Origin of the sequence: Salinibaculum rarum (assembly GCF_030505615.1) — an archaeon.
In the GTDB taxonomy this organism is placed as follows: Archaea; Halobacteriota; Halobacteria; order Halobacteriales; family Haloarculaceae; genus Salinibaculum; species Salinibaculum rarum.
In genome coordinates this window covers 531,678-552,634 of sequence record NZ_CP129994.1, presented here as the reverse complement: position 1 = coordinate 552,634, position 20,957 = coordinate 531,678, and the positions used below count along the sequence as shown (strand labels likewise).

General features: G+C 51.3%; 17 protein-coding genes. 12 read left to right on the top strand and 5 right to left on the bottom strand.

Annotated elements, in window-relative coordinates; translation table 11 throughout:
* Positions 1 to 24: 24 nt before the first annotated feature.
* Both QYL91_RS18110 and QYL91_RS18105 read left to right on the top strand, forming a co-directional pair.
* Positions 25 to 486 (top strand): hypothetical protein, encoded by a 462-nt coding sequence (locus QYL91_RS18110; RefSeq protein WP_302083485.1) that lies wholly within the window; start codon positions 25 to 27, stop codon positions 484 to 486.
* Between the two features lie 77 nt (positions 487 to 563).
* Positions 564 to 1,148, top strand: coding sequence for a hypothetical protein (locus QYL91_RS18105; RefSeq protein WP_302083483.1), 585 nt, complete (start codon positions 564 to 566; stop codon positions 1,146 to 1,148).
* Positions 1,149 to 1,265: 117 nt separating this feature from the next.
* Here QYL91_RS18105 and QYL91_RS18100 read toward each other — a convergent pair whose 3' ends face one another.
* Together QYL91_RS18100 and xseA are read right to left on the bottom strand one after the other, a co-directional pair.
* Entirely contained in the window at positions 1,266 to 1,481 is a 216-nt protein-coding gene (locus tag QYL91_RS18100) for a hypothetical protein (RefSeq protein WP_302083481.1), read from the bottom strand.
* 18 nt (positions 1,482 to 1,499) lie between these two features.
* Complete coding sequence (xseA, locus tag QYL91_RS18095; protein ID WP_302083479.1) at positions 1,500 to 2,726, bottom strand: exodeoxyribonuclease VII large subunit; 1,227 nt, start codon at positions 2,724 to 2,726, stop codon at positions 1,500 to 1,502.
* A 70-nt stretch (positions 2,727 to 2,796) separates the two neighbouring features.
* On the opposite strand from xseA, the gene QYL91_RS18090 reads away from it, so the two are divergent.
* Positions 2,797 to 4,119 carry a hypothetical protein gene (locus QYL91_RS18090; RefSeq protein ID WP_302083477.1) on the top strand — a complete coding sequence of 441 codons (1,323 nt, stop codon included), beginning with the start codon at positions 2,797 to 2,799 and terminating at the stop codon, positions 4,117 to 4,119.
* Between the two features lie 68 nt (positions 4,120 to 4,187).
* Here the strand turns inward: QYL91_RS18090 and QYL91_RS18085 are convergent, their stop codons facing one another.
* A complete protein-coding gene (locus QYL91_RS18085) occupies positions 4,188 to 4,913 on the bottom strand; it encodes a DUF7964 domain-containing protein (RefSeq protein WP_302083475.1) in 726 nt (241 codons plus the stop codon).
* Positions 4,914 to 5,201: 288 nt separating this feature from the next.
* Between QYL91_RS18085 and QYL91_RS18080 the strand changes: the two genes are divergently transcribed.
* The 7 genes from QYL91_RS18080 (at position 5,202) to QYL91_RS18355 (ending at position 13,062) form a co-directional block, all read left to right on the top strand.
* Positions 5,202 to 5,996, top strand: coding sequence for a DUF7847 domain-containing protein (locus QYL91_RS18080; protein ID WP_302083472.1), 795 nt, complete (start codon positions 5,202 to 5,204; stop codon positions 5,994 to 5,996).
* Positions 5,997 to 6,355: 359 nt separating this feature from the next.
* On the top strand, positions 6,356 to 6,961 hold the full coding sequence (locus tag QYL91_RS18075) for a hypothetical protein (protein WP_302083470.1): 606 nt from the start codon (positions 6,356 to 6,358) through the stop codon (positions 6,959 to 6,961).
* 147 nt (positions 6,962 to 7,108) lie between these two features.
* Positions 7,109 to 7,348, top strand: coding sequence for a hypothetical protein (locus tag QYL91_RS18070; protein ID WP_302083468.1), 240 nt, complete (start codon positions 7,109 to 7,111; stop codon positions 7,346 to 7,348).
* 73 nt (positions 7,349 to 7,421) lie between these two features.
* Positions 7,422 to 9,746: a DNA topoisomerase I gene (locus QYL91_RS18065; protein WP_302083465.1), complete on the top strand. Its 2,325-nt coding sequence runs from the start codon at positions 7,422 to 7,424 to the stop codon at positions 9,744 to 9,746.
* 167 nt (positions 9,747 to 9,913) lie between these two features.
* Entirely contained in the window at positions 9,914 to 11,770 is a 1,857-nt protein-coding gene (dnaK, locus tag QYL91_RS18060; protein WP_302083463.1) for a molecular chaperone DnaK, read from the top strand.
* Positions 11,771 to 11,891: 121 nt separating this feature from the next.
* Complete coding sequence (locus QYL91_RS18055; protein ID WP_302083461.1) at positions 11,892 to 12,863, top strand: transcription initiation factor IIB; 972 nt, start codon at positions 11,892 to 11,894, stop codon at positions 12,861 to 12,863.
* Positions 12,864 to 12,894: 31 nt separating this feature from the next.
* On the top strand, positions 12,895 to 13,062 hold the full coding sequence (locus QYL91_RS18355; protein ID WP_465269231.1) for a DUF8015 family protein: 168 nt from the start codon (positions 12,895 to 12,897) through the stop codon (positions 13,060 to 13,062).
* 26 nt (positions 13,063 to 13,088) lie between these two features.
* Here QYL91_RS18355 and QYL91_RS18050 read toward each other — a convergent pair whose 3' ends face one another.
* Entirely contained in the window at positions 13,089 to 14,339 is a 1,251-nt protein-coding gene (locus tag QYL91_RS18050; protein WP_302083459.1) for a site-2 protease family protein, read from the bottom strand.
* Positions 14,340 to 14,593: 254 nt separating this feature from the next.
* Here QYL91_RS18050 and tuf point away from each other — a divergent pair, with 254 nt between their 5' ends.
* Positions 14,594 to 15,859 (top strand): translation elongation factor EF-1 subunit alpha, encoded by a 1,266-nt coding sequence (gene tuf, locus QYL91_RS18045; RefSeq protein ID WP_302083457.1) that lies wholly within the window; start codon positions 14,594 to 14,596, stop codon positions 15,857 to 15,859.
* A gap of 177 nt (positions 15,860 to 16,036) precedes the next feature.
* The gene (locus QYL91_RS18040; protein ID WP_302083454.1) at positions 16,037 to 16,204 is read left to right on the top strand and encodes a DUF1931 domain-containing protein; all 168 of its coding nucleotides are present in this window, start codon (positions 16,037 to 16,039) and stop codon (positions 16,202 to 16,204) included.
* A gap of 52 nt (positions 16,205 to 16,256) precedes the next feature.
* Here the strand turns inward: QYL91_RS18040 and QYL91_RS18035 are convergent, their stop codons facing one another.
* Positions 16,257 to 20,735: an Eco57I restriction-modification methylase domain-containing protein gene (locus tag QYL91_RS18035; RefSeq protein ID WP_302083452.1), complete on the bottom strand. Its 4,479-nt coding sequence runs from the start codon at positions 20,733 to 20,735 to the stop codon at positions 16,257 to 16,259.
* Between the last annotated feature and the right edge of the window lie 222 nt (positions 20,736 to 20,957).

Below are 20,957 nucleotides of genomic sequence, written 5' to 3'. Positions count from 1 at the left end.
ACGCCATGTGTCGTACCGTCAACAGTGTCTAAAGACGACATCAAGACGGAGTTGAAGCGCCTTAACACCACCACGAGCGCAGACTCATCAGCTGTCATCGTCGATGACCTTTCTGACGGCGGGATGACTCTCAAAGTCGAGAAAACGAAACCAGAGTGTATTCTCATGACAGTCTATCTCCCAGCCACCATTGTGGAGAATAATATGCGCCGCAACCCTCTCCCGAATGATAAGCCACTCCCGCTAACAAGTGTCGGGCCAGCATGGGCTGAGTTCGCATACAGTCTCATCGATTTACTCGAATCAGTATTTAACTGTACAATATCTGACGGACTGTACGCACATGAACTCGCAACGCGCGACAACACGCAAACGTTCCCTTTCCAGAAAATTGTGAATACTGCACCACCCTCAACCGCAGAAGGCCAGAAAGAAGCTGATGAACAGACCGCAATCACGATGCACTACCCGCCAAGCCGAGATTAACTCTTTCACTCCACACTTCTCGCATCCGGGAAACTCCGAGCTTTTACACCGGTTGCCGCGAAAAATACGATAAGTGCATGTCAGATGTAAACGACGATTTGTCCCCCTCCGCGCCACTGATGGATGGGGCATATGAATACCCAGCACCACACGGATTCGATACTGCTGACATTGTTCGCCGACTCCACGTCGGTGACTATGCTGCATATCAGCGCCCCACCCGTGACGGAGCCATCACATGGACGTCCGGGTGGGTGACAGACGGCCGAGAACTGACGGAGACAGTCTCATTCTGCGGGTTAGAATTCGAAGTCGTTGAAGCCAATGCTGACGCGGCGCGGTTCTGTTATGGGAATGACGGCGTTGTCGTGTACCAAAATGGCCGACTGCGGAATGGGAACGGGACACTCCCAGCAGCCGCCGGAATTGAACGCATCCCTAGCACAGTGCTTGCCGAGCACGACTGGTACACATGGGAAGTCGGCCTCACACCAGAACCAGGCGATCGTGACCAACAAGATCAAACACTTCTCGTGGAAGCCCCAACGAAAGCACAAGCGCATGAAACTGCAAAACGCCGGGCTGAAATGGAACACGCAACAGTCCGCGTCTGCTACCAAGAAGACGAAATAGTGGAACCTGCGACTTTTGGTTCACCGTAGCGGTCGTCCCGTCGACGCATAGACCGATCTCGGGCCATTCACGGCGTAGGCTGTGACTGTATTCTTCGGAATTTGCTTTGTGTGAGTGTCTTGAGAGTGGTCAAAGGCGGTGGGCGTCTACCGTTCGATGATCGATGCGTCGCCGAGGTCCATGTCGGTTTCCAGACTTTCAAGGAGCGTGTGAGCCTCATCGCGCAGGTCTTTTGCCTTTGAGAGCGACACGTCTCGGTTCTCCAAAGTTTCGATGATGTCGTTGACGCGCTCTACTTTCTCCGAGATTGATTGATCGATCTGTGCGTCAGTTGCGTTGTCGATGGAGTCTGTATCAGTCATTTCAGGTCACCTTTTGTGTTAGAAGAGCAAGAAAATGAGGCCGAGAATAACTAAGACTAACAGAATGACGAGCGCAGCGAGGATTTTTTGGCGGCGTTGGTAGGTTTCTTTCTCAGCTGCATGCTCGTGTTGCTGTTCACATTGCTGGTACGCGTGCGCAACTTGCTGTTCATAGGTCGTAATTCGGTCTTTCACAACGGTTTCATACTCATGTTCAACAGCAGTACCCCACTCGTTGAGTTGCGTCGTAACAGTTGACTGGTAGGCATCATTCACTGATTGTTCAGCGGTTTCCAGTATCTCAGCAACATGCCGTGTGTATGCTGTATCAGTCCGGTCTCGCAATGTTTTCACAGTTTCTAACACGTCGTCTTTCGAGTGCGTAAGCACGGTTTCGCCAACGTGTGTGGGTGTCATTGCTCGCGCGTCAGCAACCTCGCCCGCGAGAACGGTATCGTTTTCGTGACCGATTGCTGCTACAGTTGGGGTGTCTGCTCCTGCGATAACGCGACACAGCGGGAGCTCGTTGAAGACGCGGAGATGTTTATCAGCACCACCACCGCGCGTGACAACGATCACATCAATCTCAGCATCACGGTCAAGCTCACTGATTGCTTCCAGGAGTGACCCCATTGCAGCATCACCTTGAACGGGGGTATCTTGGACAACCACGTTGATCTCTGGGTAACGGGACTGTAAACTGGTGATAGCGTCTTTCCGTGCATCACTTTCGGCACTGGTAACAAGCCCAATCGTCGTCGGGTGTTCTGGAAGTGCGACTTTTGCGTCACTGTCTAAGAGTCCGTCGTCAGCGAGTGTGTCTCTGTTCTCTTGATAGATGGCACCGTATTCACTATCACCAATCTCGAGAGCTTCTTCGACAACGACGCTGACTTGGCCTTCTTCAGCGTAGTAAGACAAATCACCGCTCACAGCGAGGTGTGAATCTTCGCTGATTTCGTCAGTGAGCCAATCCCGCCGGAAACTAAACACGATACAGTGGAGAGTACTGTCGTTGTGCACAAGATCAAAGTGGAGATGGTCGGCGCTGGAAATGTACCGGTCGGAACAATCTCCTACAAGGAAATCGAAATGAGGCGCATCGCTTTCGACGATGTCAGCGAGTTCAGAATTTAGATCACCGACGGAGAGAACCTCACCATCAAGATCATTCACCGGCGTATCTTCGGTTATGGTCGCGTCCGCATCGTCAGCACCCATGTAATCTACCTGTATTTCTTCCATGTACTAAGTAGTCACGTATGAGAGCATGGATCCCTGAGGGCTTTATTCATGGCGCACGTGATGTTTTCGTATGTCGGTGCCTGATGAATTTGAGCCGATACTCCAAGTTGAATGGGGTGCTGTCCAAAATCCACCGCCTCAACAGGTGCAGAATGCTGTTGAATACTATGGGACTTCACACGCAGGAAAGTACGACCCTGCATCTGTGCCGGACGAGTGGCACCCGGGAGGAAACCGTTGGGGACAACTTCGACGTCTTCTCGACAAACACGCTGCATTCAATGTCCCGGGGCACGGCCCGCTCGACAGCACGTATGTTGGGTTGACGAACGCGACGGGCCTCGAGTTTGCACTCCAGGCCTACCGCGGCGATGACGATGTTGATTTGCAGTTCCCGGTGCTTGTGCCGCTTGACCCAGCTGCTGTCAGTGGTGTCACTTCCCCCGCAGCTGTGCAGGGTGCTGGTCTCAAGATTGATGCGGAGGCAGTTGATGCGACAACGCCGCCAAGTGACCACGAGTACAGTTACGACAATACAGATTTTGGCGCTGAAGTCCATGCACTTGCGACGGCGGCACAGACACTTGATGCCCGTGTCAGTGAGTTCAACGACCCGGCGCCGGGACGAGACAGTATCACTGGGCATCCCCGCGTACATCTCGGGCAATACGGGCCGGACGCCCTTGGAAATCTTTACATCTCGTGTTTTGTCCCGGAAGATATCACCTCGGCTGATCTTCCCATTGACGATCTCCCGGTGGAGGTGGAAAACCTGCGGTACGACGAACCAGAACCCGGCGTGGACGTAACACTCCGTCATGAGCGATACACAGGGATTCCGTGGGCAACTGAGCCCTGGGGAGAACGCACACATGCTGTTTTCGAACAGTTGAAACAACAGGCCGCATTCAGGGGCGTTGCTGAACTGCGGTATGTCCCGGATGAAGACGAATTCACAGCGACTATTGAGGAACACTTCGGTGTTGAACAGACCGAGCAGACCCTCAGACTATCGGATGAAGCACCTATCACTAACTGGGTCGTGTACCGTATCCTCAACCAGACAGATGATGTGTCTGCCTCTCCGGCCAGTACATCGTTTACTGATGACGCAGCATGGGTTGTAGTGCCCACCGCGGAGGAAACGACAGAGAGTGTACTGGCAGTAGCGTTTCAGACACCGCCAACTGTAGATAGTCTCCGCACAGCGCTTGCTGTTGTTGAGGCGCGCAGTACTTTTCGTCGAGGTGACGGAGAAGCCGTGTATGAATGTGCCAGCTGCGATGAATGGGCGCACTGGTTGGGAGCGGAGACAACACCAGGCCCTGACACAGTGTCTCGGCGCTTAGCCTTTGCACGAGCAGGAGAATGTGGGTGTTCGTGGGCGCCTTGACATCTTCTTCCGGTTAGTATCGGAGAATTTCTTTGGAAGACTCGTAGTGCAGTCTTTGCCAAGCAGTCTCACATCTCTGGAGTGGTGAATTCCACAGTTTCAGCATTGTAATGTTCAGCAACCCATTCTGTGACAGTATCCATTGAGAAGTCAGTGGTTGCTTCTGTAAGGGTCCCACTGTCGATTTCTTCCCATGTCTCGCTGGGAGGGTGATACCCGGTGAACACCCATTTTCCTGGTGTTGTCGTGGTTGGCGGGATCACTACAAACACAACGATCGTGTCGTCGGTATCTGTGACAACAGTGGGATGTGCTGTCTGCACATTGGTGATTGAATCTTCGAGCAACCACACATCATGTTCGGTGATTCTGCGGTTAGGGAGAATAATTGCTAGTGCGCTCCCGGGCGTGTCAGGGTCAAGTTTGGGTGTGTGGTGTGAAACAACGTCATCGCCGTAGTAACTTCGTGTGGCATTGAGGACGCGCCCATCGAAAGCTAGGGTGTCAAATGGGGAACTGGATTGAATTGTCTTTGTGTGGTACCAAGCATCGTGTCCCGGGTGGAAGACGATTATGTTCGCCATGGATTCTTTCCCAATGAATCCACCGACGACTTGGTCAGGGTGGATGTCGTTTAATGCGGCAACAGGCCGAAAAAAGGAAACTGCGTCGCTGACATCCAGACTACTGGCTTCCCGTTCAGAAAGCGGATGATCAGGGAGACTGTCGAGTTTATTTGGCGTGCCTCCTGAGAGACTCTCATCTGCCATTGTTTTCACTTCTTGATTTCCCATGTGGTGCGATGTACGTCGACGTTACTTTTCAGAGTAGGGGTGGTGTCAGGCACCCACCGCAAGCGGTGGGCTTGTCAGTGGACTCCCGGTCTGGCCACTAGAATCCGTGGCAGGCGTAAACTCGCCATTCCCGTTCACCGCCCCTGACTTCAGCGCAACCTGACACTCTGCGCGTCCAGCACCAGACTTGAGCCAGTGCTGGACAAGCCGAAACCCGACGTTCCGCGCCGCATTATGAAGACTGTTCCCACTGCTAACTTTTTACTATTTCACGGAAGAAATTATAGTATGGGAAGCGCGATTGATGCGTTAGATGAGTCTGTACAGTTACTCACACCTAAAATCGGATTAGTGTGTTTTGGGACAGCGGTCGTAGCGATGATTGCATCGTTTGTCCTGGCTTTCATCCCGATTTTCGGGTCACTCGTCGCGGGGGTTGTCGTCGCTCCGTTTTTCCTTGCGACAACTGTCACGATGGTGTATAAATATGCAACTGATGGGTCAGACACTCTCTCTGCGTGGGTTGATGGGTTGAACGATTATTTCCTCACGTTGTTTGGTGGGTATGCACTCTACCAGATTGGGATGTTTGTCATCACACTAGTGTTTGGGGTTATTTTGCTTGTCATAGCCCTCATGATGGGCGGGTTGGGTGCGATGGCATCTGGAACTGGCGATGCAATGTTCACAGTTCTCGGGGCTTTGATGCTCCTAGCAATGCTGGTGATCGGTGTTGTAATGTTTGCAATTGCAATGGTAGTGCAGTTTCTTGATGTGAGTATTGTCATTGAAGGGGCTGAGATACTAGAGGCATACCAACGTGCATACGAAATCGTTCGTGATGACCCAGTAAGCACAGTTGGATACACACTTCTGCGAGGGATGATTCCTGCTGTAGGGTATGCTGTCGCGCTTGTTGTGGGAGCTGGTGTAGGATACGTCACCGATGGAACGTGGGGGATTGTTGTTGGTGGCGTCATTGGATTTGGTGTGGTGGCAGTCGCATCAGCATGGGTTGTCACGTACCATGTGGCGTACTATATGGAGCGGTATGGTGACCGACTTGAAGAGGATGATATGTAGTGCACGAGCAACAACAGAATGAAACTCACTATTGGATGTTGTGCGGATTTTGCGAGTGTTGATTGTCGGTAGCCAGGTGATGGGTGGCTGGTGTGGGATGTTGTGTTGATTGTGTTATAGTCAGTAGACTCTGCGTTGGTTAAACAGTGCTTTATGGGTTTATGAGGTCTTAGAACGCGGAAAATTCTCCGCCATGTCATTTCAAGTCAGTTAAAATTGTGGATGAAACCCGGGCACATGAAGGGGAAACATTCCTTATCATCCCCAGCACACATATTTGCAAAACCGTAAATAACTAAAGGGGCGAGAGTCATGTGACTAATGTAATGGCTTCAGCAAAGGCCGCACCCGACCAAGAGATGGAATCCAAATACGAAGACCTCACCGAGAAACAACAGGAAATCGTAGACGCCAGAGCAGAAAACCCCAACGCGCAGAACGCCACCATTGCGGAAATGTCGGATGCAAATCCGTCATACACAAGCAAAGTCCTCGACGAATACGACGACCTCGTGGACTACCGAGCTGACATACTCGGAAACCAGCGCGAATCTGGCGAACAAACTACCACCGGTGATCCCTTCGAGGGAGAACTTGAAGAAGACGATTCAGGGTTCCAAACGATCAAAGACCGGCCCCACAAGGCATCCCCCGAGGCTGAAGAGCCTGACACGACAGAAGAACCGAGCACGCCTGAGCCGGATACTGAATCAGAACCCGCGGAAACCACCGAAAAGGACTCGGAAGAGGAATCGACCAGCACGGAATCCGAGACTGAAGACACCAGCAATGTTGACATGAATGAGAGGCAACAGCAGGTCGTTGAAGAGGCAAGTGGTGACTCTGACACGATCACAGTCGAATTCTCACAAGGAACTGTGAGAGAATTCCTGAAAACTGGCGAAGTCCCGGACGATCTCTACGATGAATTCGTAGACGAAGTCATCGACCGCGCATTCCAGTAACGCACACGCAGTTCCACCCGGTCCTTGCACACCGGTTCAGCACTACTACACTTCTCAAGAAACCGCTAGATGTACTGTTTTCAACCAGCAACCGCTCGTTTTGCTGTGAGGGAATGATTTACACGCCTTGACAAACTAGGGGTTTGTATGAGTCTCACTGGCGATACGAGTACTGTTGAATGCATTGTTCGCCTTGAGCACATTAATGACGAACAGGCAGTGTTCCGATGTACGACTCAAAGCCGACTCCCCACTGACGTCGGAATGTTGCACCGGGATGTTGAAAATATTCAAGACGACATTGAACTCTCTCTTGGAAAAATGTACGAAGCAAAAGTCAACCCAGACACCGAAATGGTTGAACAACTCCTCGGACCAGGTGTCTGACCAACCAGTGAACAACCCCGGAACGCCTAACGTTTACCAAGAGGCTTTTCCTAATATTCAGTAAGATCTGCGCATGGAGCTTATTATCTCCGAAAAACACAACGCTGCAAAACGAATCGCTGAAATTCTCAGCGCCGGGAACCTCTCTAGCACACGCGTGAACGGCGTTACAGTCTATGAGTGGGGTGAGAAGAGATGTATGGGGCTTGCTGGCCACGTAGTGGAAGTTGACTTTCCGGATGAATACAACGATTGGAATGCTGTCAGTCCGGCGACCCTCCTAGATGCAGACATCACAAAGTATCCATCAAAACCAGATATCGTCTCTGCACTCAACGACCAAGCGACAGACGCTGATCGGGTTGTTATTGCAACAGACTACGACCGGGAAGGCGAGCTCATCGGAAAAGAAGCCTATGACCTCGTTAAAGATGTTGCCCAGAACGTTCCAATTGACCGTGTCCGGTTTTCCTCACTCACAGGCCCCGAAGTCACTGACGCATTCCAAAACCGTGACACAATAGATTTCAACCTCGCAGCAGCCGGGGAAGCCCGCCAAACCATTGACCTTGTCTGGGGAGCATCTTTGACGCGTTACTTCACCCTTGCAGCAAACCAATTCGGAGGTGATTTCATCAGTCTTGGACGCGTCCAGACGCCAACGCTGAAACTCATTGTTGACCGTGAACGCGAAATCGAGAATTTTGACGCGGACAACTACTGGGAAATCTTCGCCGACCTTTGTGAAAACACTGAGAGTGATGCATTCGAAGCCCAGTATTTCTACCTCAACAACGAGGATAATGAAGCTGAACGACTCTGGGACATCGATACTGCCGGTAACATCAAACGCGACATAGAAAGTGCTGATACGGCTATCGTTGAGAACGTGTCTGAACAGACGCGCAGCGACAATCCACCCATCCCATTTTCAACAACAGAGTTCATTAAGGCCGCAAATGCGATTGGGTACGATGCGAAACCTGCAATGAGCATTGCAGAAGACCTCTACACAGATGGGCATATCACGTATCCACGGACAGATAACACGGTATACCCTGACGACTTAGATCCGAAGTCACTCTTAGAAACTCTTAGCGATCTCACTGATTTCACTGATGAGGCAAACCACATTCTCGATAAGGACACGTTATCTCCAACAAGGGGTGACGAAGAGACAACTGACCATCCGCCGATTTATCCCACTGAAGATACTCCATCTAAGTCCGCGCTCAGTGACACTGAGTGGGAGATATACGAACTTGTTGTACGGCGGTTTATCGCAACGTTTGCTGATGCAGCGAAATGGGCACACCGGCGTATTGATGCTACCGCAGCAGGTCACTCTCTGAAGGCGAACGGGAAATCGCTCATTTCGCCAGGATACCATGCAGTGTATCCATACTATGATAACGAGGAAACCGTTGTGCCTGATCTTGACGAAGGTGCTGACTTACAGATTACTGATGTCCGCGCTGACAAAAAACAAACCCGGCCTCCTAATCGGTACGGGCATTCGAAACTCATCGAGAAGATGGAGTCACTTGGCCTTGGGACAAAAAGCACGCGCCACAATACAATCGACAAGCTGTACGATCGTGACTACATTGAGGGTAATCCACCTGAACCAACAGACTTAGCGCGAAATGTGATTTCAGCAGCTGAAGAGTACGCACACCCAGTTGTCACACCGGATATGACATCCCAGTTGGAAGATGATATGACGGCGATCGCTGATGGCGGCACGTCTTTAGAGTCGGTCACCAAGGAATCCCGGTCGATGTTGCGAGATATTTTCACCGCGCTGCAAGGCGCTGAAGAAGATATTGCAGAGCAAATTCAGGCCTCAATCGAGCAGCAAGAGGAAGACAAAGAAGTGATTGGCGAGTGTCCCGAGTGCGGCAATGATTTGGTTCCGCGAGAGGCAAACAGTGGGTCACAATTTGTGGGCTGTAACGGATACCCGGACTGTGAATACACACTCCCGTTGCCGAACAAGGGAGGCGTTCACCTTCTCGATGAGACATGCGCTGAACATGGACTTCACCATGTGAAGATGCTTGCAGGTTCCAAGACATTCACATTCGGCTGTCCAGCGTGCGAACAACAAGCCGCTAAGGATACAGACGACCGCATCATCGGAGAGTGCCCGGAATGTCATGATAACAATGGTGGAGACCTCGCTATCAAACGCGTCCAGAGTGGGTCACGGCTTGTTGGCTGTACACAGTTCCCTGATTGCGATTATTCACTCCCACTTCCTCGAGATGGCGACATCGAAATCACAGACGAAGTATGCCCTGAGCACGACCTCCCGGAGCTCATTGTCCACCAAGAAGAGAATAACCCGTGGGAGATTGGATGTCCAATTTGTAACTACCAAGACTACAAAAGCTGATAGCGTTTCGTTGATGTACCCGAAACACCGGATTCTCTTCGAGGAATCGGTCTTTTTCTCTCGGGTCGTTCGCAAAGACTGCTCGGTGAAGAAGATGTGATTTTGGAGCAGTCTTAATTGAACCCACTCTAACTTTTAAACGTGAGACGTGGGAAAACAGGACTACGATGGCATCGGATAAGATTCTCGGTATAGACCTCGGTACAACCAACTCCGCAATGGCCGTAATGGAGAATGGGGACCCCGAAGTCATTGTCAACGGAGAAGGTGACCGGACAACTCCATCTGTTGTTGCCTACAATGACGATGAACTTATCGTTGGGGAGCCTGCGAAGAACCAAGCTATCCAAAACCCTGAGAACACAGTCGAATCGATTAAACGCCATATGGGAGAGGAGGATTACACCGTTGAACTTGGTGGAGAATCCTACACCCCTGAAGAGGTTTCGGCACACATCCTCCAGAAAATCAAAAACGACGCCGAAACGTACCTCGGCGAAGAAATCGAACGCGCTGTCATCACGGTTCCAGCGTACTTCAACGACAAGCAACGCCAAGCCACAAAAGACGCAGGACGTATCGCTGGGTTTGATGTCGAACGCATCATCAATGAACCCACTGCCGCGGCGATGGCATACGGACTTGATGACACTCGTGACCAGTCTGTTCTTGTTTTCGACCTTGGTGGTGGAACATTCGATGTTTCTGTGTTAGAACTCGGTGATGGTGTCCACGAAGTAGTTGCTACGAACGGTGACACGAGTCTTGGTGGTGACGACTGGGACGAAACAGTCAAAGAATGGCTCGCAGACCACTTTGAAGACGAACATGACATCAGCCTCCGAGATGATCGTCAAGCTCTTCAGCGCCTTCGTGATGCCGCAGAAAAAGCCAAAATTGAGCTGTCTTCTCGGAAGGAAACTGAAGTGAACCTTCCCTTCATTGCTTCCACTGACGAAGGCCCCATGCATCTCGAGAAGTCAATCACCCGCGACACCTTCCAAGATCTCACTGACCACCTTGTTGAACGCACTTCTGCTCCCACAAAGAAGGCTCTCTCCGACGCGGGATACAGCACAGACGAAATCGACGAAGTCATCCTAGTCGGTGGGTCTACGCGGATTCCAGTCATCAAAGAGCAAGTCGCTGACATCGTTGGGATGGAACCGCAGATGAACGTTAACCCCGATGAAGCAGCCGCTCTTGGCGCCGCAATTCAAGGCGGTGTCCTCAGTGGTGAAGTTGATGATTTGGTGCTTCTTGACGTCACACCACTCTCTCTTGGTGTTGAAGTGAAAGGCGGGCTCTTCGAGCGTATCATCAACGCCAACACGACAATCCCGACATCTGAGTCTAAAGTGTTCACCACTGCGGAAGACGAACAAAGACAGGTTCAGATCCGAGTCTTCCAAGGTGAACGCGAAGTCGCTGAAGAAAACGAACTCCTAGATGAGTTCAAACTCCGAGGCATCCCACCAGCCCCAGCTGGAACCCCGAAAATCGAACTCACGTTCCAGATTGACGAAAGTGGAATCATGCATGTCGCCGCCAAAGAGCGTGACTCCGGGGAACATGAGAAAGTCACAATCGAAGGTGGTGTCGGTCTCAGCGACAAGGAAGTCGAACGTATGAAGCAAGACGCACAGCAGCATTCCGACGAAGATGAGATGCAACGTCGTCGCATCGAGGCGCAGACTCATGCCGAACAGATGAAGCAACGCGCAGAACGGGTCCTCCAAGAGAACCGTGACGCCATTGCAAACAATGTTGTTCAAGAACTGGAAGCTGCAATCGATGATGCTGAAACTGCGCTTGAAGAGAGTACGACTGATATTTCACGGTACGATCGCGTAGCCAGTCAAATCGAGACCACTCTTGGTAAAGTGGATGAATCAAAACTCTCCAGCCCCAAATCAGAGGACAACGCACTCACTGACGCAGGTACTGGGGAGACCGCAACCGCAGAAGCCGGCGGAGAAGTTGACAACGTTGATGCGAGTTTCCGAGATCTCAGTGATGACTAAGACAGGGGCACTCAGTGTCTCCGGCAGGGCAGAAATGGCAGAAATACCCGAACAATAAGTAGCCGTGTGAATTATGGCGCACTGGTTGCAAACCACAATATAACGGCGGTAAATTTCGAAAATGACTCAGACGACTCAAACTACCGAAACAGTCGTGGACGAATTGGAAGATGAGGACTCAGAAGAGGTTCGTGAAGGCGAATGCCCTGAGTGCCGTTCTGAAACGCTAGAAACAGACGAACAACGTGGCGAAGTCGTCTGTAGGGATTGCGGACTTGTAGTTGAAGAAGACGAAATTGACCACGGGCCAGAGTGGCGATCGTTCGACCAGGAAGACAGAGATTCGAAAAGTCGTGTTGGCGCTCCGACGACGAAGACGATGCACGACAAAGGATTGACGACGAATATCGACTGGCAAAACAAAGACGCTTACGGGAACGCGCTGTCGTCAGACCGTCGGTCGCAGATGAATCGACTGCGGAAATGGCAAGAACGCATTCGGACAAAAGATGCGGGTGAGAGAAATCTCCAGTTTGCGCTGTCTGAGATGGATCGAATGGCATCTGCAATGGGAATTCCGGATGATGTTCGAGAGGTTGGAGCAGTAATTTATCGACGGGCGCTCAAGGAAGATCTGATTCGTGGCCGGTCGATTGAAGGCGTGGCGACAGCAGCTCTCTACGCGGCCTGTCGGCAAGAAACCATTCCCCGGTCGTTGGACGAAGTAAGTGAAGTATCTCGCGTGGAGAAAAAAGAAATCTCCCGGACGTACCGGTATATCATGTCCGAACTAGGACTAGAAATCAGCCCAACTGACCCGAAACAGTACCTACCACGGTTTGCGAGCGAGTTGAAGCTCAGTGAGGAGGTTCAAGCCAAGGCAAGAGTATTGCTAGATAGCCCGGACCCTACGGTGATCTCCGGAAAATCCCCGCCTGGATTAGCTGCGGCGGCACTGTATGCAGCGTCATGTTTGACTGGAGAAAGACGAACGCAACGTGAAATCTCGGAAGTGGCGCAAGTAACTGAAGTCACGATCCGCAACCGGTACCAAGAGCTGGTGGAAGCGGCTGACGTCTTCGAAGATGTCTAGCTGAGTCGGGGCTACTGAGTTCCATCCTCAGATACCAACGTTTCTCAGTCTTTTCACCGCTCTACCGACAAATCTGGGAGTTATAGCCGGTTCTATAGTGTCAATTGCACTCATCGGCCACGGCCTCTTCGTCAAGTCTCCAACTGGAACTCCTCAAACCTCAGAAGAGACACCCAGAAAGAATCTTTCGACAGAATAATTGGGCACGGTGCAACCATTCGCTGCTCAAGAGAGCAAAGAAACGGGGACAGGGACAAAACACAGAGCACCAATTCCGAACGTAACTACTGCTAAGATGCGGCGAGACTGGTTAAGTGGTGTCTCATCAGCTGGGTCAACTGTTCCGCCAGTCAGCATCACCAACGTGAGAACTCCCCATACGAACCAAACAATACCTGGCGAATTCAGTACAAACGTCACAACGCCACCGAGAGAAACCAGAGTAAGTGGAACAGCGAACTGGACTTTGTGTTGTGCAGGGCCAATAATAGCGCGCATCATGTGTCCGCCGTCGAGTTGGCCAACTGGTAAGAGATTCAGGAATGTGATGAAGGTGCCTGCCCACGCACCCACCAACACGGGATTCGGTGTCTTTGCGCCGACATACGAGGTTTGTTCACCGAGCATCCATGCAATAGTTTGGACGAACGGTGGATAGTTTAGATGGACTTCAAGACTTGGCGGTGGCGTCACGGGAGGGAGTGTTAACCCGATAACTGTCACGAAGACCGTAGCGATAAGTCCTGCGAGCGGGCCAGCAATGCCAATATCAAACAGAATTTTCCGACTGGGGATCTCCTCGCTTTCCATCCGAATGACGGCGCCAAGTGTTCCAAGAAGATTTGGCATTGGGATGAAGTAAGGTAATGACGCGTCAACGCCGTAGTACTGACTCACAACATAATGGCCGAGCTCATGTGTCCCAAGCACACCGAGAACTGAAAGCATGAACGGTAATACAGTGATGACACCTTCAAAAGAGAGACCAGCTGTTCCGTACCAGCGAAGCCCAGCGAAAAGTGTGGTGACAACGGTTAACCCGAACATTACGATGTTCGTAATCGGGTATTTTGCTCGGAGTGATTGAGGCTCTGCGTCATCAGAGTCCGTGGTAACCCCGGGATTGGGGACTGTCTTAGTAGTGTTTTTATTTACTTTAGTAGAATGAGGTTCTCTAGGTGCATCGGAAGATGCGTACACGTCGACGTATAATCGAGTCTCAGTCGTGGTGATCTGGTGTGAGTGTCGATTGAATAATTCTCTTACCTTCTCTATGTGCGCATCAGGCGCACTGGCATCTGTCGTGGTGAAAATATACCGTGTTGCAGATGTTGGGGAAGATGGGGCGTCGATCGTTTCCGTATTTTCAACTGAAAGTGACCTGGGAAGGTGTTCAAGTATTCGCTCGTGGAGATGCGACTGATTAGAGGCGTTCTTTTCTGGAGTGTTGAAGTTGTCTGGGCCCGATGGAACCATAGAATCACCTTTCACATGGGAGATGAGGTACGAACCGTTGGCAGTACAGTTAGACATACTCAAATTGGGCGTACTCACTTTTAGTGGCTAGGGGTAGAACAATTCGCTATCTCTAACTCTCGAAAGACACTGGAAAGAAATTGTGTCGTGAGATGGGGACGGTTGTGAAAGTGGTTTCATGAAATCGTCTGATCTCAAGCAAGGAAATAACTAGGTGTTTATATAGTATGAAACAATAGGGCGGGGTGTAAGCGATGTCTGCGAATCCACACCAGAATCTGGCCATCATTGGGCACGTTGACCACGGAAAAAGTACACTCGTAGGACGACTCCTCTACGAGACAGGGAGTGTCCCCGAACACGTCATTGAGCAACACAAAGAAAAAGCCGAAGAGAAAGGCAAGGGCGGCTTCGAATTCGCCTACGTGATGGATGGCCTCGAGGAAGAACGTAACCGCGGGGTTACAATCGATATTGGTCACCAGGAATTCGAGACGGGTAATTACGAATTCACCATCGTAGACTGTCCTGGGCACAGCGACTTCGTGAAGAACATGATCACAGGCGCAAGCCAGGCTGACAACGCTGTGCTGGTCGTCTCTGCCAATAACGGTGTCCAAACACAGACCCGCGAACATGTGTTCCTTGCCCGCACCCTCGGGATTGAGGAACTCATCGTTGTGGTGAATAAGATCGACATGGTGGACTACTGCGAAGAAGACTACACGAACATCGTGGAAGACACGAAGTCTCTCCTCGCGCAGGTGCAATTCCCGGAAGAAAAAACTCGGTTTGTGCCTGCGTCTGCTCTTCACGGCGACAACGTCGCTGAACAAAGTGACGACCTTGAGTGGTATGATGGAAACACGGTTCTGGAAGCACTAGATAGCCTCCCTGAACCAACACAACCAACAGACACCCCGTTCCGGCTCCCTGTCCAAAACGTGTACTCAATTGACGGAGTTGGCACGGTCGCTGTCGGACGCGTTGAAACTGGAACGGTAAAACCGGAAGCAAACGTCCGATTTGAACCAGCAGGAGAAAGCGGCGAGGTGAAGTCAATCGAAATGCATCATGAGGAAATTACTGAAGCCGTGCCTGGTGACAACATCGGTGTGAATCTCCGGCACGTTTCCAATGACGACATTCAACGCGGCGACGTTATGGGGACGGAACAACACCCGCCAACTGTCCCGGAGACGTTCCAAGCACGCATTGTAGTGATGCAGCACCCCAGTGCTATTACACGCGGATACACCCCAGTGTTCCACGCGCATACTGCGCAGGTTGCAGGGACCTTCGAATCCATCGACAAGAAACTGGATCCAGCAACAGGGGAAGTCCTTGATGAAGATCCCGAATTTCTCAAAGCTGGAGATGCTGCCGTAGTCACAATCCGTCCGCAGAAGGCGGTTAGTCTTGAAGCAGCTGATGACATTCCGGAGCTCGGATCGTTTGCCATCCGTGACATGGGGAAGACGATTGCAGCCGGAAAGGTCGTTTCAGTCTCAGAGGAATAACCGCTTTCTTGGCGGTGGTGACGTGAATTTCGACCGATCTTTTTCCGTTGTGGGCAGTGGTACTAGTACGGGGTCGAATGGTCTTCGTTTTTGTACCTCTCTGGGTGATATTGGCGTTACTTCTTGCGGAAAGTCTCATACATTTATATGGGAGGCGGGTCTAGCACAGGGTGCAGCATGGCAGACCTAATAGTCAAAGCAGCAGTGAAGGAAGAGCTTGATGATCGAAATGTGTCCTCGGACTTCTACGAGGCACTGAACGAAGAAGTCGAAGAACTTCTCGACGACGCAGCACGTCGTGCAGAAGGAAACGACCGGAAGACGGTTCAGCCGCGGGACCTGTAAACGCGTTTACTAGGTCCGCAGCCATAAGTTCTCTCCCGTAACCGCCTACTCGTCATTCGCTCTGGTTACGGTGATTCGACACAGTTTCTTCGATCGTCGATATTTCAGTAGCCGATAGGCCATACAACCCATACACCAATTGATCGATGAGTGCGTCAATCTTCTGAATCCGGGTTTCAATCGTTATACTCGTGTTTTTCACTGCGCGGAAGTTCAGCATCTCTTCCCTGACGTCGTCTACAGCAGGCAGTTGGAGTGAGCGAAGCCGGTCTAGCAGTGTATGTGATTTAGTGGCTTTTTCTCTGAACCCAGCGACTCCATTCCCTTCATCCACAGCGTGAGGAATAAATTCGCAGTACAACTCGGCCTCCAACTCACTCACATCTCCCAACGTGAACACATGATACAACTCATCTGTTGTTGTATATCCGTATGGGTCAGTCTCCGCGTCTTCATCATCCGGTTTGAATCGAGCTGCCATCAACACTTTCGCTTGGTTTTTCTCGGGTTCATATTCAACTTCGACATCCCCAACGCGAAGTCCATCGTACATGAACGAGTCTCGCGTACTCGTCAAGATTGACTTGCGCTCTGTTCGTAAGTCGGTCGTAGCACGTTCTTCAAGTGTTGACTCATACGTGAGATCATCCACTGGGACATGGTCTGTGAATTCAACCGACAGCTCGTCATAGTCCGCTCGTAATTCCAACATCTGCGCTGCCAAGTCATCAAGGACTTCTAGTACTTCACCATCATCTGCATTCACCTCATCAAACACCGCTGGGGGTATCGTGTCTGGTGGCGCATCCTTGAGGTACTCTTCGATACGCGTTTCGGCACTGGGGCCTCGTGTTAGAGCAGCGTCCGTCGACGGGGTGATTTCTGGAATTGGTATCGGACCGAGATACTTCGTCTTGAATGTCCGGAACCCATCTCGGAACGTGTACCCTGTTTGCAACAGGTAATACCACGGTATATTCGAGTTTAACACTGCGAGTAGACTCCGATATGTGTAACTGGCATCGTCGTTCAGTCGGATCCCGTACACCTTCTCTTTGTGTGCAACGCCGACCTCATCATGAGTGAAATTCGATTCGTAACTGATGCTTGGCGTCAACAATTTCTCTTTGTCAAATCGCTCAAGATTCTGCGGTCGGCCGAAATCGTACCACCGATCTGGGTCAACCTTCGACCGGTTCAGGAGTGTGTCCTTGTGCGTGGTGAGATATTCATGTACTTGTGGGTGTCGCGTAGCTAATTCATCTTCCGGGATGAATTCATACTCTGCTTTTGCATCTTCGTGGCTGGCAGAAAGCGACGCGGTACTGTCTGTATCAGGCCGCCGATATGGGAAAATGACGTACTTGCGTGGAGACGGTTCCTCATACCGGTGGACATCTTTTCCATAGAGGTATGGCCGTAACATTCGTTTATCAAACTCCCAAGTATCCCCGTCAGCACCGCGTACTTGCGTTGTGGTGAGTTTCTCCTCGATTGGTTCCACGATGAACACGGAATCAGCGCTCGTCTGCAATCCGACATAGATATTCGCTAAGTCATCAAATTCAGTGGCCTCAGATTGGAGTGTATCCAGAATTGCTGTTGTTTCGGCGTCGTGGAATACCCACGCTGACGCGTCATACTCAGACGCAGGGATTCCCCGGAACGACAGCTCGCCATCAGCAAGTCTGTTAACCGTTGTTTCAGTGTAGGCGAACTGCGTATTCCGCGTACGACGCAAAAACAGCAAGCACGTATATGTCGCAACATCTCCCCAGACCTGCGAGTGGCCGAATGAGATCACCCGGTATAGTGCGTTGTGCGTGGCAATGAACTCCCGAAGTGGCTCCCCGAATTCAGCGTGGAAAAACTTGTGCGGTTGGATGTACCCCAGGAAGCCACCGTGATTCAGCAAAGTATAGCCACGCTCCACGAAAGGCACGTACAGATTGAAATTCCCTGTAGGGGTTGTGAAAACTTCTCGGTAGTAGTCCGCCTCTTGTGGGAGGTGTTCCTGCATTGTTTGACTCCCCATGTGTGGCGGATTCCCGATGACTGCATCGAACCCCGTATCTGCTGTTGCAACTCCAGTGGGTGACTCATTTTCCGAATCTTCAGTTGGTGTGTGTTGATTCGATGAGGTGTCCTCATCAAGAAGCGCATCAGCGAACACCTCTGGGAACTCTACCCACCAATGGAACGGGAGATATTCCGCAACAACGTCTTGGACTGCGGCGTACCACTCGGTGTCTGTGACTTCGTCGAATGTCCGATCACCGCAGAGAACATCCCACGCCGCATCACATGCATCCGCCCCAACGCAGTCGGAGAATCCGGTAGCAACCTGCGTATCCGCATAGAGTTTCACTGCGCGTTTGAATCCATGATTCTGCACAGTTTCTGACGCTGCAATTGCCGCCTCAATATCATCCAACCCATCGGGGGGTTGCGAGCAACGTGCTTTCGCAGCAGTCACAAATGCTTGAAGACCAGCGTGTCCACCATCTGTTTCGAGGTGGTAGTCTTGACTAGTGGTGTCATGAGCGCGTCTCGAGGCCGGTGAATATGCTGCGTTGAGTTCTGCCGGTGACGGCGTCTTGGTGTCTGCTGGGGTATGAACCTGTGATTCATTTTCCGGGATGTGACTGGGAGGGGCACTCCACCCAACAAGGCTGTTACCAACGCGGAGTCTGTCATCCAAGTAGACTAGGGGGCCCGTATCACTCCCCGTGCGGAGCCACACTGACAATTTCGCCAATTGCACTGCAAATGGATTCCGATCGACACCGTAGATGCAGTTCTGTGCGACTTGTCGCCGCGCCCAGTCGATATCGTGCACTAAGTAACTCCTCGAATCAGACTTCTGCATCTGCCGGCTTTGCGCGGTCATAATGGCTTCTGCGAGTTGCTCGATCACACCGACGAGGAAGTGCCCGCTTCCCATCGCAGGGTCAACGATATCCAGTGCGAGCACGCGTTTCGTGAAATCCCCAGCATACGTCGTGTTATAGGAGTCAGTAGACTCTAATTCAGCGCGAATCTCATCCAGTACTGCTTCGACGGTGCTGTCTACAATTTCTGTTGTGACGGCGTCTGGTGTATAGAAAGAACCTGTTGCAGATTGCCGGTCATTATCGGTGACGAAGTAGACGTCGCCGGGGGTGACATCCGGAGTCGTGTTGTCGCTGTCTGTTACAGGCGTGTAGTCAGTCCCGTTCTCAATGAGTGGCTCGTCTGCAATCTTGAGATCATATTCGATGAATTCCTCGTAGATACTGCCGAGGTGTTGGATGTTGAGTGAATTGTAGTCCACAAAGACCTCGTTTCCGGAAGCCGTCTCAGCACGCGTAATGAGCTGAATTGCACGAGCAAGATAAAGATCTCCAATGACGTGTTCCGAAAGAAATTCACCCGGGACTGTGTCTGTGCCAAAAAGCCGTCTCCCGTACACTGGCAAATCAATCTCTTCTGTTGGGGTCGGCTCAGGAGTGGTTCCGTCCGAAAGCAGACTGAACAGGTTGTTGAGACGGTCCCAGAGACGTGTGTGCGTCTCCGTATAGGCTGTAGTTGGGGCATCGAACTCGGCCTCAATGTCGTGTTTGAGCGCGTTCACGCTGTAATACTCTGTGTACACTGCGTCGTCGGCCGGGAGAAGACCGTTTGCGTGTTCAGCATACAGCACGAACATTAGCCGATACAACAGCAAGAATGCCGAGCGTTGGATAGTAACTGCGTCCGTGTTTTCGATGTCGTTCTCCGGGTGGGTGACGACACCTGTCGCAATCACTTCAAGGGCATCGTATACGCGGTTTTTGAGGTCGTCGCTGAGCTCATCAGCGATGCTCGCGCTTTGCTGATAGACCTTATCAAGGAAGCATGTGCCGCTTTCATCGGGTGTGAACGCAGCTTGGCGGAAGAAGAAATAGAAGTATTTGAACGCGTCTTCGTCTTCAGCTTCGATAATCCGCCCAAGATCAACTTCGTAATATGTGTCAAGATCGTAGCTATCGGGTTCGTAATAGAGACGCCATCGGCGGCCATTCGTGAGAATACCCCAATCGCATTTTGTTTCCTCTAGGTAGACGTGGATTTGATAGGCGGGGTTATCGAATGTGCGTGTCTCGTATTCATCATCGAGGGCGAGCCCCCATCGTTTAGCATCCCCAACAGCCACGGCGTCTTCGTAGAAATCTTCGCCACGTTGATCGCGCTCAAATGCCGTATTCGCGGCAGCATCACTGGGGAAGAATCCGTAGTCCGGGCGTCGAGAAGAATCTTGCACTGTTTTCTGCGTTTCGTAACTGTGCCCGAGAATATCGAGGACTGGCTTGATGAATGCGTCCTCGAGTGCGAATTCATTCTCTGTGTTCGCGGTGTTGTCTGGTGTATAGAGGGATTTGATTTGTTCGAAGTGGTGGGTCACTTCATCTTCCGGGGTTTGATTGACAGTGTCGATGTTTAGGAATCGCTCAGTGAGGTAGTACTCGTTGAAGAGTTGTTGTGTCTTCCATGGGCGAGTTTGGAGTTCCATTGGTTGGTGCGTACTTAGTCTTGAGTAGTAGGTAGTCCGGGAAAAAACGTAGCCCAGTTCCAATTGAAACGAAGGGGTTGCAGGGTCAAAATGTCATGCAACCCCACCTAACTCATTTACAGGTGCTCCCAAAACACTCCTGTACCGTGATGCCTCTGTCGTATCAGACTTGTCTTCACGTCACGACACAGCCGAACTTTTCGGTGTCTACCAGCTCTCAAC